This is a genomic window from Ramlibacter sp. AN1133 (genome assembly GCF_037890035.1).
In the GTDB taxonomy this organism is placed as follows: domain Bacteria; phylum Pseudomonadota; class Gammaproteobacteria; order Burkholderiales; family Burkholderiaceae_C; genus Ramlibacter.
In genome coordinates this window covers 62476-82596 of the sequence record NZ_JBBKTQ010000015.1, presented here as the reverse complement: position 1 = coordinate 82596, position 20121 = coordinate 62476, and the positions used below count along the sequence as shown (strand labels likewise).

Below are 20121 nucleotides of genomic sequence, written 5' to 3'. Positions count from 1 at the left end.
GCCGGACCTCCCTACAGTCTGCCTCGTACCCCCTTCCCGAGGAGACCACCCATGACCCATCGCTCCCTGCGCTTCGTCGCCGCGGCCGCCCTGCTGGCCGCCGCCGGCAGCGCCTCGGCCCAGGCCTGGCCTTCGAAAGCCGTCACCATCGTCGTGCCCTTCCCGGCCGGCGGCACCACCGACGTGCTGGCCCGCGCCATTTCCACCAGGCTCTCGGCCGCCATCGGCCAGCCGGTGCTGGTCGACAACAAGCCCGGCGCCGGCGCGACGCTGGGCGCGGCGCTGGTGGCCAAGGCCAACGACGGCGGCCACACGATCCTGATGGGCGCGGTGCACCACACAGTGGCGACCAGCGTCTACAAGAACCTGAGCTACAGCTTCGAAAAAGACTTCCAGCCGATCACGACCGTCGCCACCGTGCCCAACGTGCTGGTGGTCAGCGCCGGCGCGCCCTACCACAGCGTGAAGGAACTGGTCGCGGCCGCGAAGGCCAGGCCGGAGGCCCTGAGCTATGGTTCCAACGGCAACGGCACCGCGCAGCACATGATCGGCACGCAGTTCCAGATCGAAACCGCGAGCCGGCTGCTGCACGTGCCCTACAAGGGCAGCGCGCCGCTCACGACCGACCTGCTGGGCGGCCAGGTGAACCTGTCCTTCGACACCGTCACGCCGGTGCTGCCCTTCATCAAGGAAGGCAAGCTGAAAGCCCTGGCCGTGACCACCGCCACGCGCTCGCGCGCGCTGCCGAACGTGCCGACGCTGCAGGAGGCCGGCGTGCCGCACTTGGCGATCGGCACCTGGTTCGGGCTGCTGGCGCCGAACTCCGCGCCCAAGGCCGTCGTCGCCCGCCTCAACGCGGAGGTGGTGAAGATCATCCGCTCGCCGGAATTCCAGAAACAGATGGCCGACATCGGCGCCGAGCCGGTGGGCAACCAGCCCGAGGAGATGGGCCGGCAGATCCGCGAGGAAACCGCCAACTTCGCCGGGCTCGTGAAGGCCGGCAAGGTCAGCGTGGAGTGATGCAGGTGCAGGAACACGAAGCCGTCCTCGATCGCGAAGCCGCGGTCGCCGCGCTCACGCGACTGCTGTCGAAGTTCACTTCGTACATCGGCAAGCGCCTGCCCACCGACGTGACGCAAAAGCTCGGCGAGCTGCGCGAGAAGGAAGTGAACTTCCTCGCCAAGGAAGTCTACGAGTCGATGCGGCAGAACCAGGAAGCCGCCGACCAGCTCGATCGCCCGAGCTGCCAGGACACCGGCGTGATCCAGTACTTCCTGACCGCCGGCGCCAACTTCCCCCTGCTGGGCGAGCTGGAGGAGATCCTGCAGGGTGCGACGGTCGGGGCCACCAAGGAAGGCCCGCTGCGCCACAACGCGGTCGAGACCTTCGAGGAGAAGAACACCGGCACCAACACCGGCTCGAAGATCCCGTGGCTGGACTGGGAGATCGTGCCGCACAGCGACAGCGTGACGATCGAGGTCTACATGGCCGGCGGCGGCTGCACGCTGCCGGGCGCGGCCAAGGTGCTGATGCCGGGCCAGGGCTACGAGGGCGTGGCCGAGTTCGTGTTCGACGTGATCACCTCGCGCGGCGTGAATGCCTGCCCGCCGCTGCTGGTGGGCGTGGGCGTGTCCACCTCCGCGGAGACGGCCGCGCGGCTGTCGAAGAAGGCGATCCTGCGGCCCGTGACCTCGCGCAACGCCAACGACAAGGCGGCCCTGATGGAGGACCTGCTGGCCGAAGGCCTGAACGAACTGGGCCTGGGCCCGCAGGGCCTGACCGGCAACGCGAGCGTGATGGGCGTGAACATCGAGTCCTCCGCCCGCCATCCCTCCACCATCGGCGTGGCGGTGTCCACGGGCTGCTGGGCGCATCGCCGCGGCCGCATCCAGATCAACGCGGACCTGAGCTGGGCAGTCCTGTCCCACACCGGATTCAAGCTGTGAAGAAGACCCTGACCACCCCCATCAAGGACGAGGACCTCGAGTCGCTCAACGCCGGCGACGTCGTCTACCTCACCGGCACGCTGGTGACCTGCCGCGACGTGGCCCACCGCCGCCTGATCGAGCTGGGGCGCGAGCTGCCGGTGGACCTGCGCGGCGGCGCCATCTTCCACGCCGGCCCGATCGTGCGGCAGAAGGAGGACGGCGAGTACGAGATGGTCTCCATCGGCCCGACCACCAGCATGCGCATGGAGAAGTTCGAGAAGGAGTTCATCCGGCGCACCGGCGTGAAGCTGATCGTCGGCAAGGGCGGCATGGGCGCCGAGACGCAGGAAGGCTGCGTGGAGAACAAGGCGGTGCACGCCATCTTCCCGGGCGGCTGCGCCGTGCTCGCGGCGACGAAGGTGGAGAAGATCGAGGCGGCGGAGTGGAAGGACCTGGGCATGCCCGAGACCCTGTGGGTCAACCGCGTGAAGGACTTCGGGCCGCTGATCATCTCGATCGACACCAAGGGGCGCAACCTCATCGAGGAGAACAAGGCCGTCTTCAACGCGAAGAAGAAGCCGATCCTCGAGCGCATCAACCAGCAGGTGCGCTTCATCAAGTGAGCGGCGGCCCCGGGCGGGGCGGGGCGGTTCAGCCCTGCCCGAGCCCGATCGGCGAGGGGGCCTGCTGCACGATGCGGTCGAACAGTTCCTCGTAGATCGGCTCGCGGCCGCCGGCCGCCAGCGGGTCGCGCGCCGCGGCGAAGGCGGCATCGAGTTCGGCGTGCTGCGCGGGGGTCAACACCCGCGCGGCCTGCGGCAGCAGGTGGGTCTCCTCGACCTGCATGTGCTGCAGGTACAGCCGCACGTACTCCTGCAAGGCGGCGACGAAGCCGGCGCGGCGCGCCTCGCCGAGGAATTCCCAGCCCACCAGCATGTGCTGCAGCTCGCGCACGCGGTGCTCGCCCGCGGCGTGGTCCGCCTCCAGCTTCTCGATCACCGGCTGCAGGTCGGGCGCTGCGCGCAGCAGCATGGGGAACAGCAGGCTCGATTCGTTCGGGTGGTGGCGCCGCTCGGGAAACTCGTCCAGGTAGAACAGCATGGCGCGCGCCGTCTCGAAGAAGCGCGTGCGCTGTTCGCCCGGCCCCTTCTCGGCGAGCAGGCGCAGCGAGCGCAGCAGGGCCGAGACGGCGGCGTGTTCCTCGCGGATGATGCTGAGAGCGGATGCGCCGGGCATGGTGGGGACCTCCGGCACGAAGCGTCGGGCAGATGGCCCCAGGAGGGGCTGACGCAGGTCAAGCGCGCGCCCCGCGCGGCTTCACGCCCGGCAGCATACCCGATGGCCGGCGGACTCCGGGCCGGCCGATATAATCGCCGGTTCATCAAAGAACGCCGTCAACGAGAAAGATCATGAGCGACAGCACGCTGGAAGACGCCCACACAGGCCCGATCAAGACGCCCAAGCAACTGCTGGTCACGGTGCTGTTTGCCTTCATCGTCCCGGTGTTCATCATCATCGCGCTGGTCGCGTTCGTGGTGTCCGACAACAAGCCCGCCGGCAGCAGGGATGCCGAGAGGCACGCCCTCGGCGGCGTGACGGCGCAGGACATCGAGCGCGGCGTCGCGGAGCGCCTGCGCAAGGTGGGCACCGTGGAGATCCGCGATGCCAACCGGCCGCTGCGCGCGGGCGAGGACGTGTTCAAGGCCCAGTGCACGGCCTGCCACAGCACCGGCGCCGCCGGCGCGCCCAAGTTCGGCGATGCGGCCGCCTGGGCGGCGCGCATCAAGACCGGCTTCGACGCGCTGGTGACCTCCGCCACCAAGGGCAAGGGCGCGATGCCGCCCCAGGCCGGCGGCGATTTCACGGATGTGGAAGTCGCGCGCGCCGTCGCCTACATGGCCAACGCCGCGGGCGCCAAGTTCGCCGAGCCGGCCGCCCCGGCCGCGCCCGCCGCGGGCGCGACCGCCGCCGCACCGGCGGCTGCCGCTGCTCCGGCGCCGGCCGCTCCCGCTGCGCCCGCCGCCGCTGCTGCACCGGCAGCCGCGCCTGCCGCTGTCGCCGCGGCCACTGCCGCCGCGCCGGCTCCTGCCGCGGCACCCGCGGCTGCTGCCGGCGGCAACGGCAAGGCGCTCTACGACACGACGTGCGCCGTCTGCCATGGGGCCGGGATCGCCGGTGCGCCGAAGTTCGGCGACAAGGCCGCCTGGGCGCCGCGCATCGCGCAGGGCCTGCCGGCGCTGGAGGCCAACGCCATCAAGGGCAAGAATGCGATGCCTCCCAAGGGCGGCAGCGCGGCCCCCGACGCGGACGTGAAGGCCGCCGTCGAATACATGGTCAACGCATCGAAGTAAGAGGCGCGCGACGCGCGCAGCGCTCCCCAAGAGGCGCGCGACGCGCGCGACGCATCAGGGAAGCCGGCCTCGCGCCGGCTTCGCCGTTTCAGCCGCGTTGCAGCGCCGCCGGACTGGCCACGTAGCCGAAGCGCGCCGCCAGGTCGCCGGCGCGAACGTCCTCGGGCACCCAGCGTCCGGCTTCCACGGCTTCCGAAGCGCGCTCCATGTCCTGGGTGTGCACCAGGCCGAAGCCGCGGTCCGTTTCGAGGTAGAGCCGTCCTTCCTCGTCGAGGAGGCAGCCCTGCACCTGCGCCGGCACGCCGGTGTGGCTGGTCACCGCGTCCGCGCTGTACACGCGCCAGATCCACGGCGTGGCCTGCAGTTCCACGTACACGCGCTGGGGGCCGTTCTGGAAGAACCACTGGCCCTGCGCGTCGTGGTCGTAGTTGCGGTGGATGAAGTCGATCAGCTTCTCGTGCCGCAGCAGCGAGCCCTTGGCCTGCGGGAAGGCCCCGGCGGCCTGCACGCGGTCGTCGCGCATGTACCAGTTGCCGCGGTCGTCCAGCCCCAGCCAGCCGTAGCAGTGCGGCACGTTGGGCCACTTGGCCATGGCCTGGCGAACGATGTCGTCCATGGCCCATTATCCGGCGTGCCCGCCCCGCGCGGGTTCAGCGCAGGAACGCGTCGTAGCCCGTCTTCAGGATCAGCGCGCCCACCACCAGGATGAACACGGCGCGCACGAAAGAGGCGCCATGCTTGAGTGCCAGGTGCGTGCCCAGCAGGCTGCCGCAGATGTTGGCGATGGCCAGCGAGAGCGCGTAGTGCCACCAGACGTGCCCCTTGAGCGCGAACAGCACCAGGGCGGCGAGGTTGGTGGCCGCGTTCAGGACCTTGGCGGCGGCCGAGGCGTTCAGGAAGTCGTAGCCCAGCACGCGCACGAACAGGAACACGAAGAAGCTGCCGGTGCCGGGGCCGAAGAAACCGTCGTAGAAGCCCAGCGCCAGCCCGATGGCGCAGGCGGCGAGCGTCTGCGCCCGGCCGGCGAGCCGGGGCAGGTGCTCGCGCCCGAGGTCCTTGCGCACCAGGGTGTAGAGCAGCACGGCCAGCAGGATCACCGGCAGCAGCTTGCGCAGGAAGTCCGCCGGCACGACGGTGACGGCCCAGGCGCCCACGAAGCCGCCGCCAAAGCCTGCCGCCGCGGCCGGCAGCAGCGAGCGCACATCGGCCTGCACGCGGCGGCTGTACTGCACGGCGGCGATGGCCGTGCCCCAGATCGAGGCGCTCTTGTTGGTGCCGAACAGGGTGGCGGGATGCACGCCGGGGAACACGGCAAACAGCGACGGCACCAGGATGAGGCCGCCGCCTCCCACGATCGCGTCGACGAACCCGGCCAGCACCGAGGCCAGCGACACCAGCAGCAATTCCATCGCGCGGGATTGTGGCAGGCGGCTGCACCCGGGCCTTGCGAATGGCTGAGCCCCAAAAAAGAAAGGCGCCGCGGTGCGCGGCGCCTTTGAGTCGGGCCGCCCCCGTTCGGTGGGGGCCCGGCGATATTCGATCTTGTTGGGGGTTTGTCTCCTCGGTCCCTCGTCCTGTTGCACCCGCCTGGGGCGCAACGCGAGTGCACGGACTGTACCTTGCTGCCCAACCGCAGTGCATCCGGGATTTCCCGGCTCGGCGTTGTGGTATAGGAGGAGTTTGACCCAACGCAAGCTGTGGGCCCCGCACGGCCCTCGCGTTCAGTGGTGCAGCGCGTCCTGCTGCACCCACTCGGCGGCCTTCTCCGCCATCATCAGGATCGGCGAGTTGGTGTTGCCGCTGGTGATGGTGGGCATCGCGCCGCCGTCCACCACGCGCAGGCCGACGATGCCGCGCACGCGCATGCGCGCATCCAGCACCGCCATCGGGTCGCCGTCCGCGCCCATGGCGGTCGTGCCCACCGGGTGGAAGATGGTGGTGGCGATGTCGCCGGCCAGCCGCGCCAGCTCCTCGTCGCTCTGGTACTGCACGCCGGGGCGCCACTCCTGGGGCTTGAATTCCGCCAGCGCGGGCTGCGCGGCGATGCGCCGCGTGACGCGCAGCGAATCGGCCGCCACCTTGCGGTCGGCGTCCGTGCTGAGGTAGTTGGGCGCGATGGCGGGCGCGTCCTGGAAGCGGTTGCTGCGGATGCGCACCCAGCCGCGGCTGGTGGGGTTGAGGTTGCAGACGCTGGCCGTGAAGGCGTTGAAGCCGTGCAGCGGCTCGCCGAAGGCGTCCAGGCTCAGCGGCTGCACGTGGTATTCGATGTTCGGGTAGGGGTGCTCCGGCGAGCTGCGCGTGAAGGCGCCGAGCTGCGAGGGCGCCATGCTCATGGGCCCGCTGCGCTTGAGCGCGTATTCCATGCCGATCTTCAGCTTGCCCCACCAGCTGTTGGCCAGCGTGTTGAGCGTGCTCACGCCATCGACCTTGAAGACGGCGCGGATCTGCAGGTGGTCCTGCAGGTTCTCGCCGACGCCCGGCAGGTCCCGCACCACGGGGATGCCGTGTTCGCGCAGCAGGCCGGCCGGCCCGATGCCGGAGAGCTGCAGGATCTGCGGCGAGCCGATGCTGCCCGCGCACAGCAGCACCTCGCGCGCCGCCAGTGCGGTCTCCAGGCCCTGGCCGGTCCAGGCCTCGGCGCCGGTGCAGCGCGTGGCGCCGTCGGGCAGCGTCTCGAACAGCAGCCGCGACACCTGCGCGTGGGTCCACAGCTCGAAGTTCGGGCGGCCGTAGCACGCGGGGCGCAGGAAGGCCTTGGCGGTGTTCCAGCGCCAGCCGTTCTTCTGGTTCACCTGGAAGTAGCCCACGCCTTCGTTGCTGCCCCGGTTGAAGTCCTCGCTGTGCGGGATGCCGGCCTCCTGCGCCGCCTTGGCGAAGGCGTCGAGCACGTCCCAGCGCAGGCGCTGCTTTTCCACCCGCCATTCGCCGCCGCTGCCGTGCGCGGCGTCGGCGCCCTTGTAGTAGTCCTCGTGCTTCTTGAAGTAGGGCAGGCAGTGCTCCCAGCCCCAGTCCGCGTCGCCCAGGCGCTGCGCCCAGCCGTCGTAGTCGCGCGCCTGCCCGCGCATGTAGATCATGCCGTTGATGGAGGAGCAGCCGCCGAGCGTCTTGCCGCGCGGATAGCGCAGCTTGCGGCCGTTCAGGCCCGCGTCGGGCTCGGTGTAGTACAGCCAGTCGGTGCGTTCGTTGCCGATGCAATAGAGGTAGCCGACCGGAATGTGGATCCAGTGGTAGTCGTCCCGCCGCCCGGCCTCGATCAGCAGCACGCGCTTCTTCGGATCGGCACTGAGCCGATTGGCGAGCAGGCACCCGGCCGTGCCCGCACCGATGATGACGTAATCGAAGCTGTTGTCGCTCACGGTGTCCTCCTCTCCTCACTCGCGCGTTGCTGTGCGGTCGTCAAAACCGGACAGCCGGACGCAGAGGACGCAAAGGGTACGCAGAGGACGCAAAGGGTACGCAGAGGACGCAAAAGAAAACCTTCAAGATTTTCTTTGTCTTCTTTGCGTCCTCTGCGTACCCTTCGCGTCCTCTGCGTCCGGTATCTGGTTTTCCCTCGGCCCGTTACTTCGACGTAGGCATCACGAACTCCGCGCCTTTCGAGATGCTTTCCGGCCAGCGCTGCATGATCGACTTCTGCTTGGTGTAGAAGCGCACGCCTTCCTCGCCGTAGGCGTGCATGTCGCCGAACAGGCTCTTCTTCCAGCCGCCGAAGCCGTGCCACGCCATCGGCACCGGGATCGGCACGTTGATGCCCACCATGCCCACCTGCACCCGGCGGCTGAACTCGCGCGCCACGTTGCCGTCGCGGGTGAAGCACGCCACGCCGTTGCCGTAGTCGTGCGCGTTGATCACGTCCACGGCTTCCTTCAGGTCCTTCACGCGCATGCATCCGAGCACGGGCCCGAAGATTTCCTCGCGGTAGATCTTCATGTCCGGCTTGACGTCGTCGAACAGCGTGCCGCCCAGCCAGAAGCCGTTGTCGCAGCCCGCGCCGGCCGCCTTGCCCTGGAACTTGCGGCCGTCCACGACCAGCTTCGCGCCTTCGGTCTCGCCCTGCGCGATGTAGCCCGCGATGCGCTGGTGCGCCACCGAGCTGACGATCGGGCCCATCTCCGCATCCAGCTCCGTGCCGTTCTTGATCTTCAGCGCCTGGGTGCGCTCGGCGAGCTTGTCCGTGATCCGGTCGGCGGCCTCGCCGACCAGGATGCCCACCGAGATCGCCATGCAGCGCTCGCCGGCGGAACCGAAGGCGGAGCCGATCAGGGCATCGACGGCCTGGTCCATGTCGGCGTCGGGCATGACCACCATGTGGTTCTTGGCCCCGCCCAGCGCCTGCACGCGCTTGCCGTGCCTGGCGCCGGTTTCGTAGATCTTCTGCGCGATGGTCGTCGAGCCGACAAAGGAGATCGCCTTCACGTCGGGGTGCTCCAGCAGCGCGTCGACCGCGTCCTTGTCGCCCTGGACCACGTTGAACACGCCGTCCGGCAGGCCCGCTTCCTTCAGCAGTTCGGCCATGCGGATCGAGGGCGTGGGATCGAGCGGGCTGGGCTTGAGGATGAAGCTGTTGCCGGCGGCGATCGCCACCGGGAACATCCACATCGGCACCATCACAGGGAAGTTGAAGGGCGTGATGCCCGCCACCACGCCCAGGGGCTGGCGCATCGTCCAGTTGTCGATGCCGGTGGAGACCTGGTCGGTGTAATCGCCCTTCAGGAGCTGCGGGATGCCGCAGGCGAATTCGACGATCTCGATGCCGCGCGTGACCTCTCCTTGCGCATCGGTGAACACCTTGCCGTGTTCGGCGGTGATCATGCGCGCCAGTTCGTCGCGGTTCTTGTTCAGGAGCTCCAGGAAGCGGAACAGCACGCGCGCGCGGCGCAGCGGCGGCGTGTCCGCCCAGGCGGGGAAGGCGGCCTGCGCCGCGGCGACGGCCTGCGCCACTTCGGCGCTGTTGGCCAGTGCCACCCGGCCGCTGACCTGGCCGAGGGCCGGATTGAACACGTCGGCGCGGCGGCCGCTCTGGCCGGGGGCCAGCTTGCCGCCGATCCAGTGTTCGATCGAGGCGAGCGTGGCGGCGGGACGGTTCTTGTCGGGTGCGTTCATGGGCTGGGGTTCTCGCTGGGGTGACAGGCCAGTCTAGGGCCGCGGGGGCGGTTTGGAAAGGCGCGCCTGCCGATCAGATTGTTTGCCAAAATGAACAATGTGACCGCCGCCACCGCTCCCGCCTTCGCCGACCTGCACCTGCTGACGGTGCTGGCCGAAACCCGCAGCTACACCCAGGCGGCGCGCCGGCTCGGTATCTCGAAAGCCTCGGTCAGCGGCCGCATCGCGGAACTCGAGCGCGTGGCGGGCGTGCCGCTGGTGCGCCGGACCACGCGCTCGGTGGGGCTCACGCAGGCCGGCCAGCAACTGGTGGACGAGACGCGCGGCGCCTTCGAGCGCATCGCGCAGAGCTTCGACGGCATCCGCGACCTGGCGGGCTCGCCGCGCGGCCTGCTGCGCGTGAGCGCGCCGGTGGCGCTGGGCCGCCAGCACGTGGCGCCCATCCTGCCGGCCTTCCTGCGCCAGTATCCCGAGATCCGGCTGGACCTCGATCTCAGCGACCGCTTCGTCAACCTGGCGCAGGAGGGCTTCGACGTCGCGATCCGGCACACGCAGGCACCGCCCGAGACGCACGTGGCGTGGCAGCTGTGCCCCTCGCGCTCGCTGCTGGTCGCCAGCCCCGAGTACCTGCGGCGGCACGGCACGCCCCGCCATCCGTCGGAGCTGGCGCAGCATGCCTGCCTGGCCTACCTGCGCCAGGGCGGCCACCAGGCGTGGTCCTTCGAGCGCGGCACGGGCCGCAAGGCGGAGCGCGTGGTCGTCAACGTGGAAGGGCCGTTCCGTGCCAACAACAGCGAGGTGCTGCGCGACGCCGTGCTGGCCGCATCGGGCATCGCGCTGCTGCCGGACTTCAGCGCGGCGGCGCACCTGGGGCCGCGGCAGCTCGTGCCGCTGCTGGCGGAGTGGCGACCGCTCGGTTTCTTCGGCGACGCGATCTATGCGATCCGCCCTTGGTCGCCGCAGGTGCCGCGGGCGGTGCAGTGCCTGGTGGAGCACCTGCGGCAGTCGCTCAAGGGCGGGTTTGCGGTTTCGTAGGCTGGTGCTGAGCCGCGAAGCGCGCGAAGCCCAGCGATGCGCGAAAGCGCTGGGCTTCCGGCGCTTCGCGCGTCAGCACCAGCCTACGAATCCCACCCCTGCGGAACCTGCACCGGCAGCGCCAACAGGATCTGCGCCATCCCCTTGCCCAACGGGTCATTTCGCAGCGACGCCATCCCGCCGCCATCGAGCGCCTGCGTGCACACGAAGTTCATCGCGTGCAGCCCCGGCAGGTCGAAGCGGCGGACCTCGCCGGCCACGAGGTGCGCCAGCCACTCCTTCACCCGCTCCTCGGTGAGCTGCGCGCGCAGCCACGGCAGCCACTCGGGCCGCCGCGCGATCACGCCGATGTTCGAGACGTCGCCCTTGTCGCCGCTGCGGGCCCAGGCGAGCTGCACCAGCGGCACTTCGATGCAGGGCGATGCGGGAAGGGCTGCACCGACGGCCTCGACTTCGTCCGGTGCCGGCACCGGCGCCTGCCCCGAGGGAATCGCCACTGGCAGCGTCTCGCCATCGACCTGCACGCGCGGCGCGACCTGCGACTTCTCGACGAAGAAGGCGACCTGCCGGATGCAGGGCGAGGGGCTCGGCCGGCCGCCCGCGCCCGTCGTCCCCGGCGACCAGCTGGTGCCCGCCGGCGCGATCTCGCGCGCGAACAGTTCCAGGGCCTCCTTGCGGCTGTGCATCACTGCAACCTGCAGCACCGCCTCTCGAACCGCACCGGTGCGCGCGCGCGGACCGAAGTTGGGGATCTCCGAACCCAGCACCTCGATGCGCGTACGCGTGTAGTCGGGCCAGCCGCGCGCGGCGAACAGCTCGCGGGTGCGTTGCAGGATCGCCTCGCCGGTGCGCTGCGCCTTGCGCGCGGCAGCGATGCCGACGATCGTGAGCTGGCCGGTGCAGCGCCAGCCGTCCATCGCGGTGGCCGACACCTTGTAGTGCGGCCCGGGCGCGCTGCCGCGTGCGCCGCTCACCCGCACGCGGTGCTCGCCGATCGCTTCCAGCCGGACCTGCGTGAAATCGCAAGTCACATCCGGCAGCAGGTAGCGCCGCGGATCGCCGATCTCGTACAGGACCTGCTCGGCGACGACCGCAGGCGCGACCAGCCCGCCCGTGCCCGGCGGCTTGGTCACGACGAAGCTGCCGTCGGCGTGGCATTCCAGCACCGGATAGCCGATGTGCGCCCAGTCCGGCACCGCTTCCCAGTCCGTGTGCAGCCCGCCCGTCGCCTGGCAGCCGCATTCGATGATGTGGCCGGCAAGGCTGCCCTGCGCGAGGCGGGCGTAGTCGTCCTGCGCCCAGCCGAAGGCATGCATCAGCGCCCCCAGGGTCACGGCGCTGTCGACGCAGCGGCCGGTGATCACGACCTGCGCGCCGGCATCGAGCGCCGCGCGGATCGGCAGCGCCCCGAGATACGCGTTGGCCGTGAGCAGCTTGCCCGCGGGCGGCTGCGGCGCGAGCGGCAGCACGTCGTCGCCGGTGACCACGGCGATGCGAATGCTCACCCCCTGTTCGGCGGCGACGGCGCGCAGGGCCTCGGCGCAGGCTTGCGGGTTCACGCCGCCCGCATTGCTGATGACGCGGATGCCGCGCCGTGCCACCTCGGGCAGGATCTCCTTCATCGTGACCTGCACGAAATCGGTGGCGTAGCCCAGTTCGGGATTCCTGCCCCGCGCCGCGGCCAGGATCGACATGGTCAGCTCGGCGAGGTAGTCGAACACCAGGAAATCCACCTCGCCGCGCTCGACCAGTTGCGGCGCGCCAACGCTGCTGTCCCCCCAGAAGCCGGAGGCGCCCCCGATGCGCACGACATCCCTGGCCATGGCCTTCTCCTTGAGCGACTGTCGCTCTTATACCGCCGCCGCGCCCCACGGCGCGCGGCTCTGCCGTTAGGATGGACAGTTCCCATGGCGACGACCGACCTCACGCCCCGCTTCGACCAAGCGCCCGCGGCGCAGGGCCATGGCGTGCGCCTGCTCGGCGAATGGACCGCCGCGCAGTTCGGCCGCCCGAACGTCTACCGCGACGTGCTGCGCGGCCTGCCGCGCGGGCACGGCAAGCATGGGTGGGACCTGCGCGAGGTCGACCTGCTGGACCACGTGGGGGCCCAGGTGCTGTGGGACCACTGGGGCCACAAGTGGCCCGAGCAGCTCGAAGTGCTGCCGCCGCAGCGTGCCGTGCTCGACCGGGTGGCCGAGTTCACGCGCGCGCGGCCCCGGCGCAAGCGCACGGGCCTGAAGGACCTCTATCTCGGTTTCGGCGCGCTGCTGCTGCGCGCGTTCGACCACCTGAAGGGCTTCGTGCAGCTCATCGGGCAACTGACGATCGACCTGCGCGAACTGGTGCGGGCGCCGCACCAGGCGCCCTGGCGCGATTTCTCCGGCCACCTTTACCGCATCGGCGCGACGGCGCTGCCGATCACCGCGCTGGTCGGCGGCCTGATCGGCGTGGTGCTGGCCTACCTCACGGCGCAGCAACTGCGGCAGTTCGGCGCCGATGCGTACATCGTCGACATCCTGGGCATCGCGCTGGTGCGCGAGCTCGGGCCCATGCTGGGCGCGATCCTGATCGCCGGGCGTTCCGGCTCCGCGATCACGGCGCAGATCGGCGTCATGCGCGTCACGGACGAACTCGATGCGATGCGCGTGATGGGCATCTCGCACACCTACCGGCTGGTGATGCCGCGCGCGATGGCGCTGTCCATCGCGATGCCGCTGATCAGCGGCTGGACCACGATCGCCGGCCTGATCGGCGGCATGATCGCGGCCGACCTGTCGCTGGGCATCAGCCCGCTGTTCTTCCTGCGGGCGCTGCCGGACGCCGTGCGGGTGTCCAACCTGGTGCTGGGCATGTCGAAGTCGGTGGTGTTCGGCATCCTCATCGCCCTCATCGGCTGCCACTTCGGGCTGCGCGTGCAGCCCAATACACAGAGCCTGGGGCAGGGCACCACGGCGTCGGTGGTGACTGCGATCACGGTGGTGATCCTGGTGGACGCGCTGTTCGCGATCCTGTTCAGCAACGTGGGGATCTGATGGAGCCCGTCGCGCCGCAACGCCCCCACAGCACGGAGCCCGTGGTGGACATCCGCAAGCTGTGGTCCGTCTTCGAGATGCCGGACCGCCGGCTGGTGATCCACAAGGACCTGGACCTGACGGTGCATCGCGGCGAGGTGCTGTCCATCGTCGGCGGCTCGGGTTCGGGCAAGACCGTGCTGCTGCGCCAGATCCTCGGGCTCGAGCAGCCGCACAAGGGCCACGTGCGCATCATGGGCAAGGAGGTCGGCGCGCTGTCCGGCCACGGCGCCTCCAGCCGCATCGGCATGCTGTTCCAGCACGGCGCGCTGTTTTCGGCCTTCACGGTGCTGGAGAACATCGCCTTCCCCCTGCGCGAGCTCAAGACGCTGCCGCACAAGCTGATCGTCGAGGCGGCCCTCGTGAAGCTGCAGATGGTGGGCCTGAAACCCGCCGATGCGGACAAGAAGCCGTCCGAACTGTCCGGCGGCATGATCAAGCGGGCCGCGCTCGCCCGCGCCCTGATCATGGATCCGCCGCTGCTGCTGCTCGACGAGCCCACGGCGGGCCTGGACCCCGACAGCTCCGACGGCTTCGTCAACCTGCTGCGCTCGCTGCACCGCGACCTGGCGCTGACGGTCATCATGGTCACGCACGACCTCGACACGCTGTTCGAACTGTCCACCCGCATCGCGGTGCTGGCCGACCAGCGCGTGATCGTCAACGACAGGCCGCGGGAGGTGATCGCCTTCCGCCATCCCTTCGTGGAGGACTTCTTCCTGGGCGAACGCGGCCAGCGCGCGATGGAACTGCTGCGCGAGTACCCGTTCGCGATCTGATCAAGGTAAAAAGCACACATGGAAAACAAGGCCCACGCCATGGCCGCCGGCATCTTCGTGGCGCTGCTCACCGCGCTGGTGCTGGGGCTCGCGTCCTGGCTGACGCGCGAGACCGGGGTGCGCGACACCTACGAGATCTCCACCCGCGAGACCGTGACCGGCCTGCAGGAGCAGGCGCCGGTGCGCTTCCGCGGCGTCGACGTCGGCAAGGTCCGGCGCATCGGCTTCGATCCGAAGGCGACCGGCAACGTGCTGGTGCGGCTGGAGGTCGACCGCGACACGCCGCTCACGCGCGACACCTTCGCCACGCTGAGCTACCAGGGCGTGACCGGGCTCGCGTTCATCCAGCTGTCGGACCACGGCAAGCAGGCGCCCAAGCTGGTGCCCGACGACGACAACCCGCCGCGCATCCCGCTGGAGCCGGGGCTGCTGTCCCGGCTGGAGGAAAAGGGCGAAGTGATCCTCGAGCGCGTGGGGGAAGTGACGCAGCGCGTGAACACGCTGCTGGGCGACCCGAACCAGAAGCGCATCGCCGACGCGCTGGAGAACATCAGCCAGGCGGCGGGCACCACCAACCAGCTCGCCCACCGCATCGACAACACCGTGACGCAGCGGCTCGACCCCGCCATCGCGCAGGCCACCGTCACCCTGCGCGGCGTGCAGGCCACCGTCGACCGCTTCCGCGTGACGGCGGACCAGGTCAGTTCCGCGGCCGCGCAGTTCGGCCAGACGGCGCAGAAGATCAACGCGCCGGGCGGCCCGCTGGACCGCATCAGCGATGGGACCGACGCGCTCTCGCACGTGGTCGAGACCTTCAGCGCCACCACCCTGCCGCGCCTGAATCGCGCGACCGAGGAAACCACCAGCACGGTGCGCAGCCTGCGCCGCGCGATCAACGAGCTGACGGAAAATCCACAGATGCTGATCTACGGAGAAGGGACGCCGCAACCCGGCCCCGGCGAGTCGGGCTTCCAGGTGCCGGGGGCGCGGCGATGAGGCGGCGCACCCTGCTGTCCCTCTCCGCGCTGGCGCTGGCCGGCTGCAGCGCGCTACCCAGCAAGCCGCAGCGCCAGACCATGTACGACTTCGGCCCGGACGCCGCGGCGCCCGCGAGCGCGACCGCGCCGGCGCGCGCCGCGCTGATCCTGCCCGACGTGGAAGTCAGCGGCATCCTGGAAACGCCGGCCCTCCTGTACCGCCTCGGCTACGAGGACCCGAACCAGCTGCGCCCCTATGCCTTCGCGCGCTGGAGCGCCCCGCCCGGCCAGTTGCTGCGGCAGCGCCTGCGCGACGTGCTGGGCCGCGACCGCCCGGTGCTCGATTCGGCCGCCGGCGCGGCACTGGCCCGCCGCGGCGGCACGCCACCCCCGGTGCTGCGCGTGGAACTGGAGGAATTCAGCCAGCTGTTCGAATCGCCGACGGCGAGCCAGGGGGTGCTGCGCCTGCGCTGCACCCTGCTGGACAACACCTCGGGCGGCGAGCGGCTGCTGGCGCAGCGCAATTTCAACGTGCAGCGCCCGGCACCGAGCGCCGACGCGCCCGGCGGCGTGCGCGCGCTGGCGGCGGCCACCGACGCGGCGGCGCAGGACATCGCCGCCTGGCTGCAGCAGCGCTGAGCGGCATGGCCACTCCCACGCTGGAGGAGCAGATGCGCAGCGCCGGCCTCGAGGTGCTGGGCCCCTGCGAGCGCCTCTCGGGCTGGCCCGAGCTCATGGAACACAGCGTGCTGCTGCAGGACTTCTCGCCGGCCGAAGTCGACGTGCTGGGTTCGCTCATGGTCCACGTGCGCGCCCAGCCGGCGCAGATGCTGATCGTGGAGGGCGACGCCAACGACTGGATGATGCTGCTGCTGCGCGGCACCGTGGACGTGGGCAAGCGCATCGGCCCGGAGGCGGATCGCGAGATCCGCGGCGACAACACGCGGCTGGCGGTGCTGCGGCCCGGCACGGTGCTGGGCGAGATGTCGATGTTCGACGGCGAGCCGCGCTACGCGAGCTGCTGGGCGCTGTCGGAGGTGGAGGCGGCGGTGCTCGATCGCGCCGGCGTCGAGCGGCTGATCCGCGCGCGCCCCGACATCGGCGCCAAGCTGCTGGTGAAGCTCACGCAGCTGCTCGCGCAGCGCCTGCGCAACACGAGCAGCCAGCTGGTGAAGGTCCTGCGCCAGCACGTAGGGTAGGCTGGCGGTGAGCCGCGCCAGCGCGAACCCCAGCGCCTGCGCAAACCGATGCAGAGAGGAGAAGATCATGTTCCACGCCCTGGTCCTCGAGAAGAACCCCGAATTCGGCGCCTCCGTGCGCGAGGTGGACGACAGCTTCCTGCCCGAGGGCGACGTCACGGTCGCCATCGAGTACTCCACGCTCAACTACAAGGACGCCCTGGCGATCACCAACCGCTCGCCGGTGGTGCGCAGCTGGCCCATGGTGGCCGGCATCGACGGCTCGGGCAGCGTCGTCGAGAGCAGCAGCCCGCACTGGAAGCCCGGCGACGCGGTGGTGCTCGATGGCTTCGGCGTCGGCGAGACGCACCGCGGCTGCCTGGCCGGCAAGGCACGCCTGAAGGGCGAGTGGCTGGTGCGCCGGCCGTCCGCGTTCAACGCGCGGCAGGCGATGGCGATCGGCACCGCCGGCTACACGGCGATGCTGTGCGTGCTGGCGCTGGAGCGCCACGGCCTGCGCCCGGGCGACGGCGAAGTGCTGGTCACCGGCGCCACCGGCGGGGTGGGCTCCGTCGCCGTCGCGGTGCTGGCGCAACTGGGGCATCAGGTCGTGGCCGCCACCGGGAAGGCGGGCGAGGGCGACTACCTGCGCAAGCTGGGCGCGGCGGCCGTGATCGACCGCGCCGAACTTGCCGCCCCGGGCAAGCCGCTGCAGAAGGAGCGCTGGGCCGGCGTCGTCGACGCCGTGGGCAGCCACACGCTGGCCAATGCCTGCGCGCAGGTGCGCTACGGCGGCGCGGTGGCGGCCTGCGGCCTCGCGCAGGGGATCGACCTGCCGGCCACGGTCATGCCCTTCATCCTGCGCGGCGTCGCGCTGCTGGGGGTGGACAGCGTCATGGCGCCCATGCACCTGCGCGAGCAGGCCTGGCTGCGGCTCGCGCGCGACCTCGATCCCGCGCTGCTGGAGGCGATGACGACCGAGATCCCGCTCGCGCAGGCGGTGGAGGCGGCGCAGCGCCTCCTGGCCGGACAGGTCCGCGGCCGGATCGTCGTCAAGACCTGAGCCAGCGCAAGGTCCGGTGGCCGCGGTGCCGCCGTGGGCCCGCGACCGTTGACACCGGTCAACGCAGTCCGCGCTGCGTCGACCTATCTTGGGTCCATGGCCACCGCCACGGCACAGTCTCCTCCCGGCACGGTCCTCACCCTGCTCAGGGCGCGGGCCTGGATCGTCCCGTGGGCCCTGCTGGCAGCCGTGGTCGGCTACAGCATCGCCGGCGCCCAGAGGGGCGCGACGATCAGCCGGGTGGACCTGTTTCCCGGCGCCACGATGGAGAGCGCTCAGGCGGCCCACGCGGCGGTGCGTTGCCAGGTGCGGCATGGCTTCCTCCTGCGCGTGGCGATCACGGCGCAGATGATGACGCGCGCCTTCGTGCCGGGAACGCAGCACGGGCAGCCGCCGGGCGCCACCTGCCAGGTGCAGCGTTAGGTCGCTTCCCCCACCGCCCCGGCTCCCGGCCCCTTGCGCCTATAGTGGCTGCTTCCATGCAGTCCAGGCCCCCCGCCGACAGCCGCCGCGCCGCGCGGCGCCACCTGTTCGCCCGCCACGCGCTCGTCGCGCAGCGCCGCATGGAGCGCCTGCCGTCCAACGTGCACGCGCTGCTCTGGTCGACCACGGCCGGCCTGCTGTTCGTGGTGCTGAACTCGCTGATGCGCGGGCTGTCGCTGGCGCTCGACCCGTTCGAGACGCAGTTCCTGCGCTACCTCATGGGCTTCGCGGTGATGCTGCCGCTGATGCTGCGCTCCGGCCTCGCCGCGTACCGGCCGAAGAACATCTCCGGCCAGTTCGTGCGCGGCGGCGTGCACACGATCGGGCTGGTGCTGTGGTTCATCGCCCTGCCGCACATCACGATCGCCGACGTCACGGCCATCGGCTTCACCGGGCCGATCTTCATCATGCTGGGCGCGGTGCTGGTGTTCAAGGAACCGATGCGCTGGGAGCGCTGGCTGGCCGCCGGCATCGGCATCGCCGGCGTGCTGATCGTGGTGGCGCCCAAGCTCACGGGCGGGGGCGGCATCTACAACCTCGTGATGCTGGCGTCCTCGCCGGTGTTTGCCGCCTCCTTCCTGATCACCAAGGCGCTCACGCGCTACGAGCGTCCCGAGGTGATCGTGGCCTGGCAAAGCATCAGCGTCACGGCGCTGAGCCTGCCGCTGGCGCTGTGGCACTGGCAGATGCCCGGGCCGGGCCAGTGGGTGCTGTTCCTGCTGTGCGGCCTGCTCGGAAGCACGGCGCACTATTGCCTCACGCGATCGTACGCGGCGGCGGACATCTCCGCGACGCAGTCGGTGAAGTTCCTCGAACTGGTGTGGGCGACGCTGATCGGCTGGCTGTGGTTCGCCGACCAGCCGAGCCGCTCGACGCTGATCGGCGGCCTGGTGATCAGCGCATCGACGCTGTGGATCGCGCGGCGGGAGGCGCGTGGGCCGCGGTGACATGCGAAAGCAGGAAACCGGACGCAGAGGGCGCAAAGGGTACGCAGAGGACGCAAAAGAAAACCTCTAAAGTTTTCTTTGTCTTCTTTGCGTCCTCTGCGTACCCTTTGCGCCCTCTGCGTCCGGCTGTCTGGTCTTCCGAGTGCCTCAGGACACCACATTCGCGATGCCCGCGGCCACGTGCCCCGAAGGCACATGCAGCGACGCGCGTTTGACGTGCCCGGTCTGGTCGTCGAAGAAGAAGTCCGGCTCGAATTCGCGCAGGAATTCGCTCTTGTCCAGGCCGCCCAGGAACATCGCCTCGTCCACCTGGATCTTCCAGTCCATCAGCGTGCGGATCGCGCGTTCGTGCGCCGGCGCGCTGCGCGCCGTGACCAGCGCGGTGCGGATGCGCATCTGGGCGTCGCCGGCTTGCTGCAGCCGGTGCAGCGCCGCCAGCAACGGCTTGAAGGGACCGCCGGGCAGCGGCTGCGCGGCGTGGGCCAGTTCGTGCTGCTGGAAGGCTTCCAGCCCCTCGGCCTGGAACACGCGCTCGGCCTCGTCGGAGAACAGCACCGCGTCGCCGTCGAAGGCGATGCGGACCTCGTTCGGGTAGTTGGCGCTGGCGCGCACCGACTCGGTCAGCACGTGGGCGGCCGGAAAGCCGGCGGACAGCGCGCCGCGCACGTCGTCGGCGTTGGCCGAGAGGAACAGCGTGGCCTTGAGCGGCCGCAGGTAGCCGAAGGGCGAGCGGCCCTGCGTGAACACGCCGCGCTGCAGGGGGATGCCGGCTTCCTTGGCGGAGCGGAACACGCGCATGCCGGAGACCGGGTCGTTGCGCGAGAGCACGACGACTTCCACGTGCTGCGCCGACGTGTCGTTGAACGCGAGCAGCTTGCGGATCAGGGAAAAGGCGATGCCGGGCTTGGCCGGCAGCTCCAGCCGTTCGAGCTGCAGCCGCATGTAACCGGCCGCGTCGCCGGATTCGAAGACGCGGTTCTCCTCCTCGAAGTCGAACAGCGCGCGCGAGGCGATCGCGACGACCAGCTTGTTTTCGAGGGAGGGGATAGCCATCAAGCCTCCGACGAGCCGCCTCTAGGAGGCTTGCGCCCCCTCGGGGGGCAGCGACTATACGAAGTGAGGAGCGTGGGGGTCCAAGCCTCCGACGAGCCGCCTCTAGGAGGCTTGCGCCCCCTCGGGGGGCAGCGACTACACGAAGTGAGGAGC

General features: G+C 70.3%; 20 protein-coding genes. 13 read left to right on the top strand and 7 right to left on the bottom strand.

The window, feature by feature from the left end; translation table 11 throughout:
* Window positions 1–51: 51 nt before the first annotated feature.
* Genes WG923_RS19815 through ttdB form a run of 3 tightly spaced genes read left to right on the top strand, consistent with a single transcriptional unit; the run spans window position 52 to window position 2551 of the window.
* Window positions 52–1020: a tripartite tricarboxylate transporter substrate binding protein gene (locus tag WG923_RS19815; protein ID WP_340352718.1), complete on the top strand. Its 969-nt coding sequence runs from the start codon at window positions 52–54 to the stop codon at window positions 1018–1020.
* Complete coding sequence (gene ttdA / locus WG923_RS19810) at window positions 1020–1946, top strand: L(+)-tartrate dehydratase subunit alpha (RefSeq protein WP_340352717.1); 927 nt, start codon at window positions 1020–1022, stop codon at window positions 1944–1946. Before WG923_RS19815 ends, ttdA begins: the two co-directional genes overlap by 1 nt.
* On the top strand, window positions 1943–2551 hold the full coding sequence (ttdB, locus tag WG923_RS19805; protein ID WP_340352716.1) for a L(+)-tartrate dehydratase subunit beta: 609 nt from the start codon (window positions 1943–1945) through the stop codon (window positions 2549–2551). Before ttdA ends, ttdB begins: the two co-directional genes overlap by 4 nt.
* 28 nt (window positions 2552–2579) lie before the next feature.
* On the opposite strand, the gene WG923_RS19800 is transcribed toward ttdB, so the two are convergent.
* Window positions 2580–3164, bottom strand: a complete 585-nt coding sequence (locus tag WG923_RS19800; protein ID WP_340352715.1) for a hemerythrin domain-containing protein — start codon at window positions 3162–3164, stop codon at window positions 2580–2582.
* 173 nt (window positions 3165–3337) lie between these two features.
* Between WG923_RS19800 and WG923_RS19795 the strand changes: the two genes are divergently transcribed.
* Window positions 3338–4279, top strand: coding sequence for a c-type cytochrome (locus WG923_RS19795; RefSeq protein ID WP_340352714.1), 942 nt, complete (start codon window positions 3338–3340; stop codon window positions 4277–4279).
* A gap of 88 nt (window positions 4280–4367) precedes the next feature.
* Here WG923_RS19795 and WG923_RS19790 read toward each other — a convergent pair whose 3' ends face one another.
* The 4 genes from WG923_RS19790 to WG923_RS19775 form a co-directional block, all read right to left on the bottom strand.
* Entirely contained in the window at window positions 4368–4895 is a 528-nt protein-coding gene (locus tag WG923_RS19790) for a DUF2946 family protein (RefSeq protein ID WP_340352712.1), read from the bottom strand.
* A gap of 34 nt (window positions 4896–4929) precedes the next feature.
* Entirely contained in the window at window positions 4930–5688 is a 759-nt protein-coding gene (locus WG923_RS19785; RefSeq protein WP_340352711.1) for a TSUP family transporter, read from the bottom strand.
* Window positions 5689–6000: 312 nt separating this feature from the next.
* Entirely contained in the window at window positions 6001–7635 is a 1635-nt protein-coding gene (locus WG923_RS19780) for a GMC family oxidoreductase (protein ID WP_340352710.1), read from the bottom strand.
* A 205-nt stretch (window positions 7636–7840) separates the two neighbouring features.
* Entirely contained in the window at window positions 7841–9382 is a 1542-nt protein-coding gene (locus WG923_RS19775; protein ID WP_340352709.1) for a CoA-acylating methylmalonate-semialdehyde dehydrogenase, read from the bottom strand.
* A gap of 90 nt (window positions 9383–9472) precedes the next feature.
* Between WG923_RS19775 and WG923_RS19770 the strand changes: the two genes are divergently transcribed.
* Complete coding sequence (locus WG923_RS19770) at window positions 9473–10417, top strand: LysR family transcriptional regulator (protein WP_340352708.1); 945 nt, start codon at window positions 9473–9475, stop codon at window positions 10415–10417.
* A gap of 83 nt (window positions 10418–10500) precedes the next feature.
* On the opposite strand, the gene WG923_RS19765 is transcribed toward WG923_RS19770, so the two are convergent.
* Window positions 10501–12240: an acyclic terpene utilization AtuA family protein gene (locus tag WG923_RS19765; RefSeq protein ID WP_340352707.1), complete on the bottom strand. Its 1740-nt coding sequence runs from the start codon at window positions 12238–12240 to the stop codon at window positions 10501–10503.
* A gap of 84 nt (window positions 12241–12324) precedes the next feature.
* Here WG923_RS19765 and WG923_RS19760 point away from each other — a divergent pair, with 84 nt between their 5' ends.
* The 8 genes from WG923_RS19760 (at window position 12325) to WG923_RS19725 (ending at window position 18915) form a co-directional block, all read left to right on the top strand.
* Window positions 12325–13449 (top strand): MlaE family ABC transporter permease, encoded by a 1125-nt coding sequence (locus WG923_RS19760; RefSeq protein WP_340352706.1) that lies wholly within the window; start codon window positions 12325–12327, stop codon window positions 13447–13449.
* Window positions 13449–14267: an ABC transporter ATP-binding protein gene (locus tag WG923_RS19755; RefSeq protein WP_340352705.1), complete on the top strand. Its 819-nt coding sequence runs from the start codon at window positions 13449–13451 to the stop codon at window positions 14265–14267. The genes WG923_RS19760 and WG923_RS19755 overlap by 1 nt, the downstream gene beginning before the upstream one ends.
* Window positions 14268–14285: 18 nt before the next feature.
* Window positions 14286–15263, top strand: coding sequence for an MlaD family protein (locus tag WG923_RS19750; RefSeq protein WP_340352704.1), 978 nt, complete (start codon window positions 14286–14288; stop codon window positions 15261–15263).
* A complete protein-coding gene (locus WG923_RS19745; RefSeq protein ID WP_340352703.1) occupies window positions 15260–15883 on the top strand; it encodes an ABC-type transport auxiliary lipoprotein family protein in 624 nt (207 codons plus the stop codon). Before WG923_RS19750 ends, WG923_RS19745 begins: the two co-directional genes overlap by 4 nt.
* 5 nt (window positions 15884–15888) lie before the next feature.
* A complete protein-coding gene (locus tag WG923_RS19740; RefSeq protein WP_340352702.1) occupies window positions 15889–16443 on the top strand; it encodes a cyclic nucleotide-binding domain-containing protein in 555 nt (184 codons plus the stop codon).
* A 67-nt stretch (window positions 16444–16510) separates the two neighbouring features.
* Window positions 16511–17485, top strand: a complete 975-nt coding sequence (gene acuI / locus WG923_RS19735) for an acrylyl-CoA reductase (NADPH) (RefSeq protein WP_340352701.1) — start codon at window positions 16511–16513, stop codon at window positions 17483–17485.
* A 96-nt stretch (window positions 17486–17581) separates the two neighbouring features.
* The gene (locus tag WG923_RS19730; RefSeq protein ID WP_340352700.1) at window positions 17582–17908 is read left to right on the top strand and encodes a hypothetical protein; all 327 of its coding nucleotides are present in this window, start codon (window positions 17582–17584) and stop codon (window positions 17906–17908) included.
* 56 nt (window positions 17909–17964) lie between these two features.
* Complete coding sequence (locus WG923_RS19725) at window positions 17965–18915, top strand: DMT family transporter (protein WP_340352699.1); 951 nt, start codon at window positions 17965–17967, stop codon at window positions 18913–18915.
* Between the two features lie 147 nt (window positions 18916–19062).
* On the opposite strand, the gene WG923_RS19720 is transcribed toward WG923_RS19725, so the two are convergent.
* Window positions 19063–19968, bottom strand: a complete 906-nt coding sequence (locus tag WG923_RS19720; RefSeq protein ID WP_340352698.1) for a 5'-nucleotidase — start codon at window positions 19966–19968, stop codon at window positions 19063–19065.
* Between the last annotated feature and the right edge of the window lie 153 nt (window positions 19969–20121).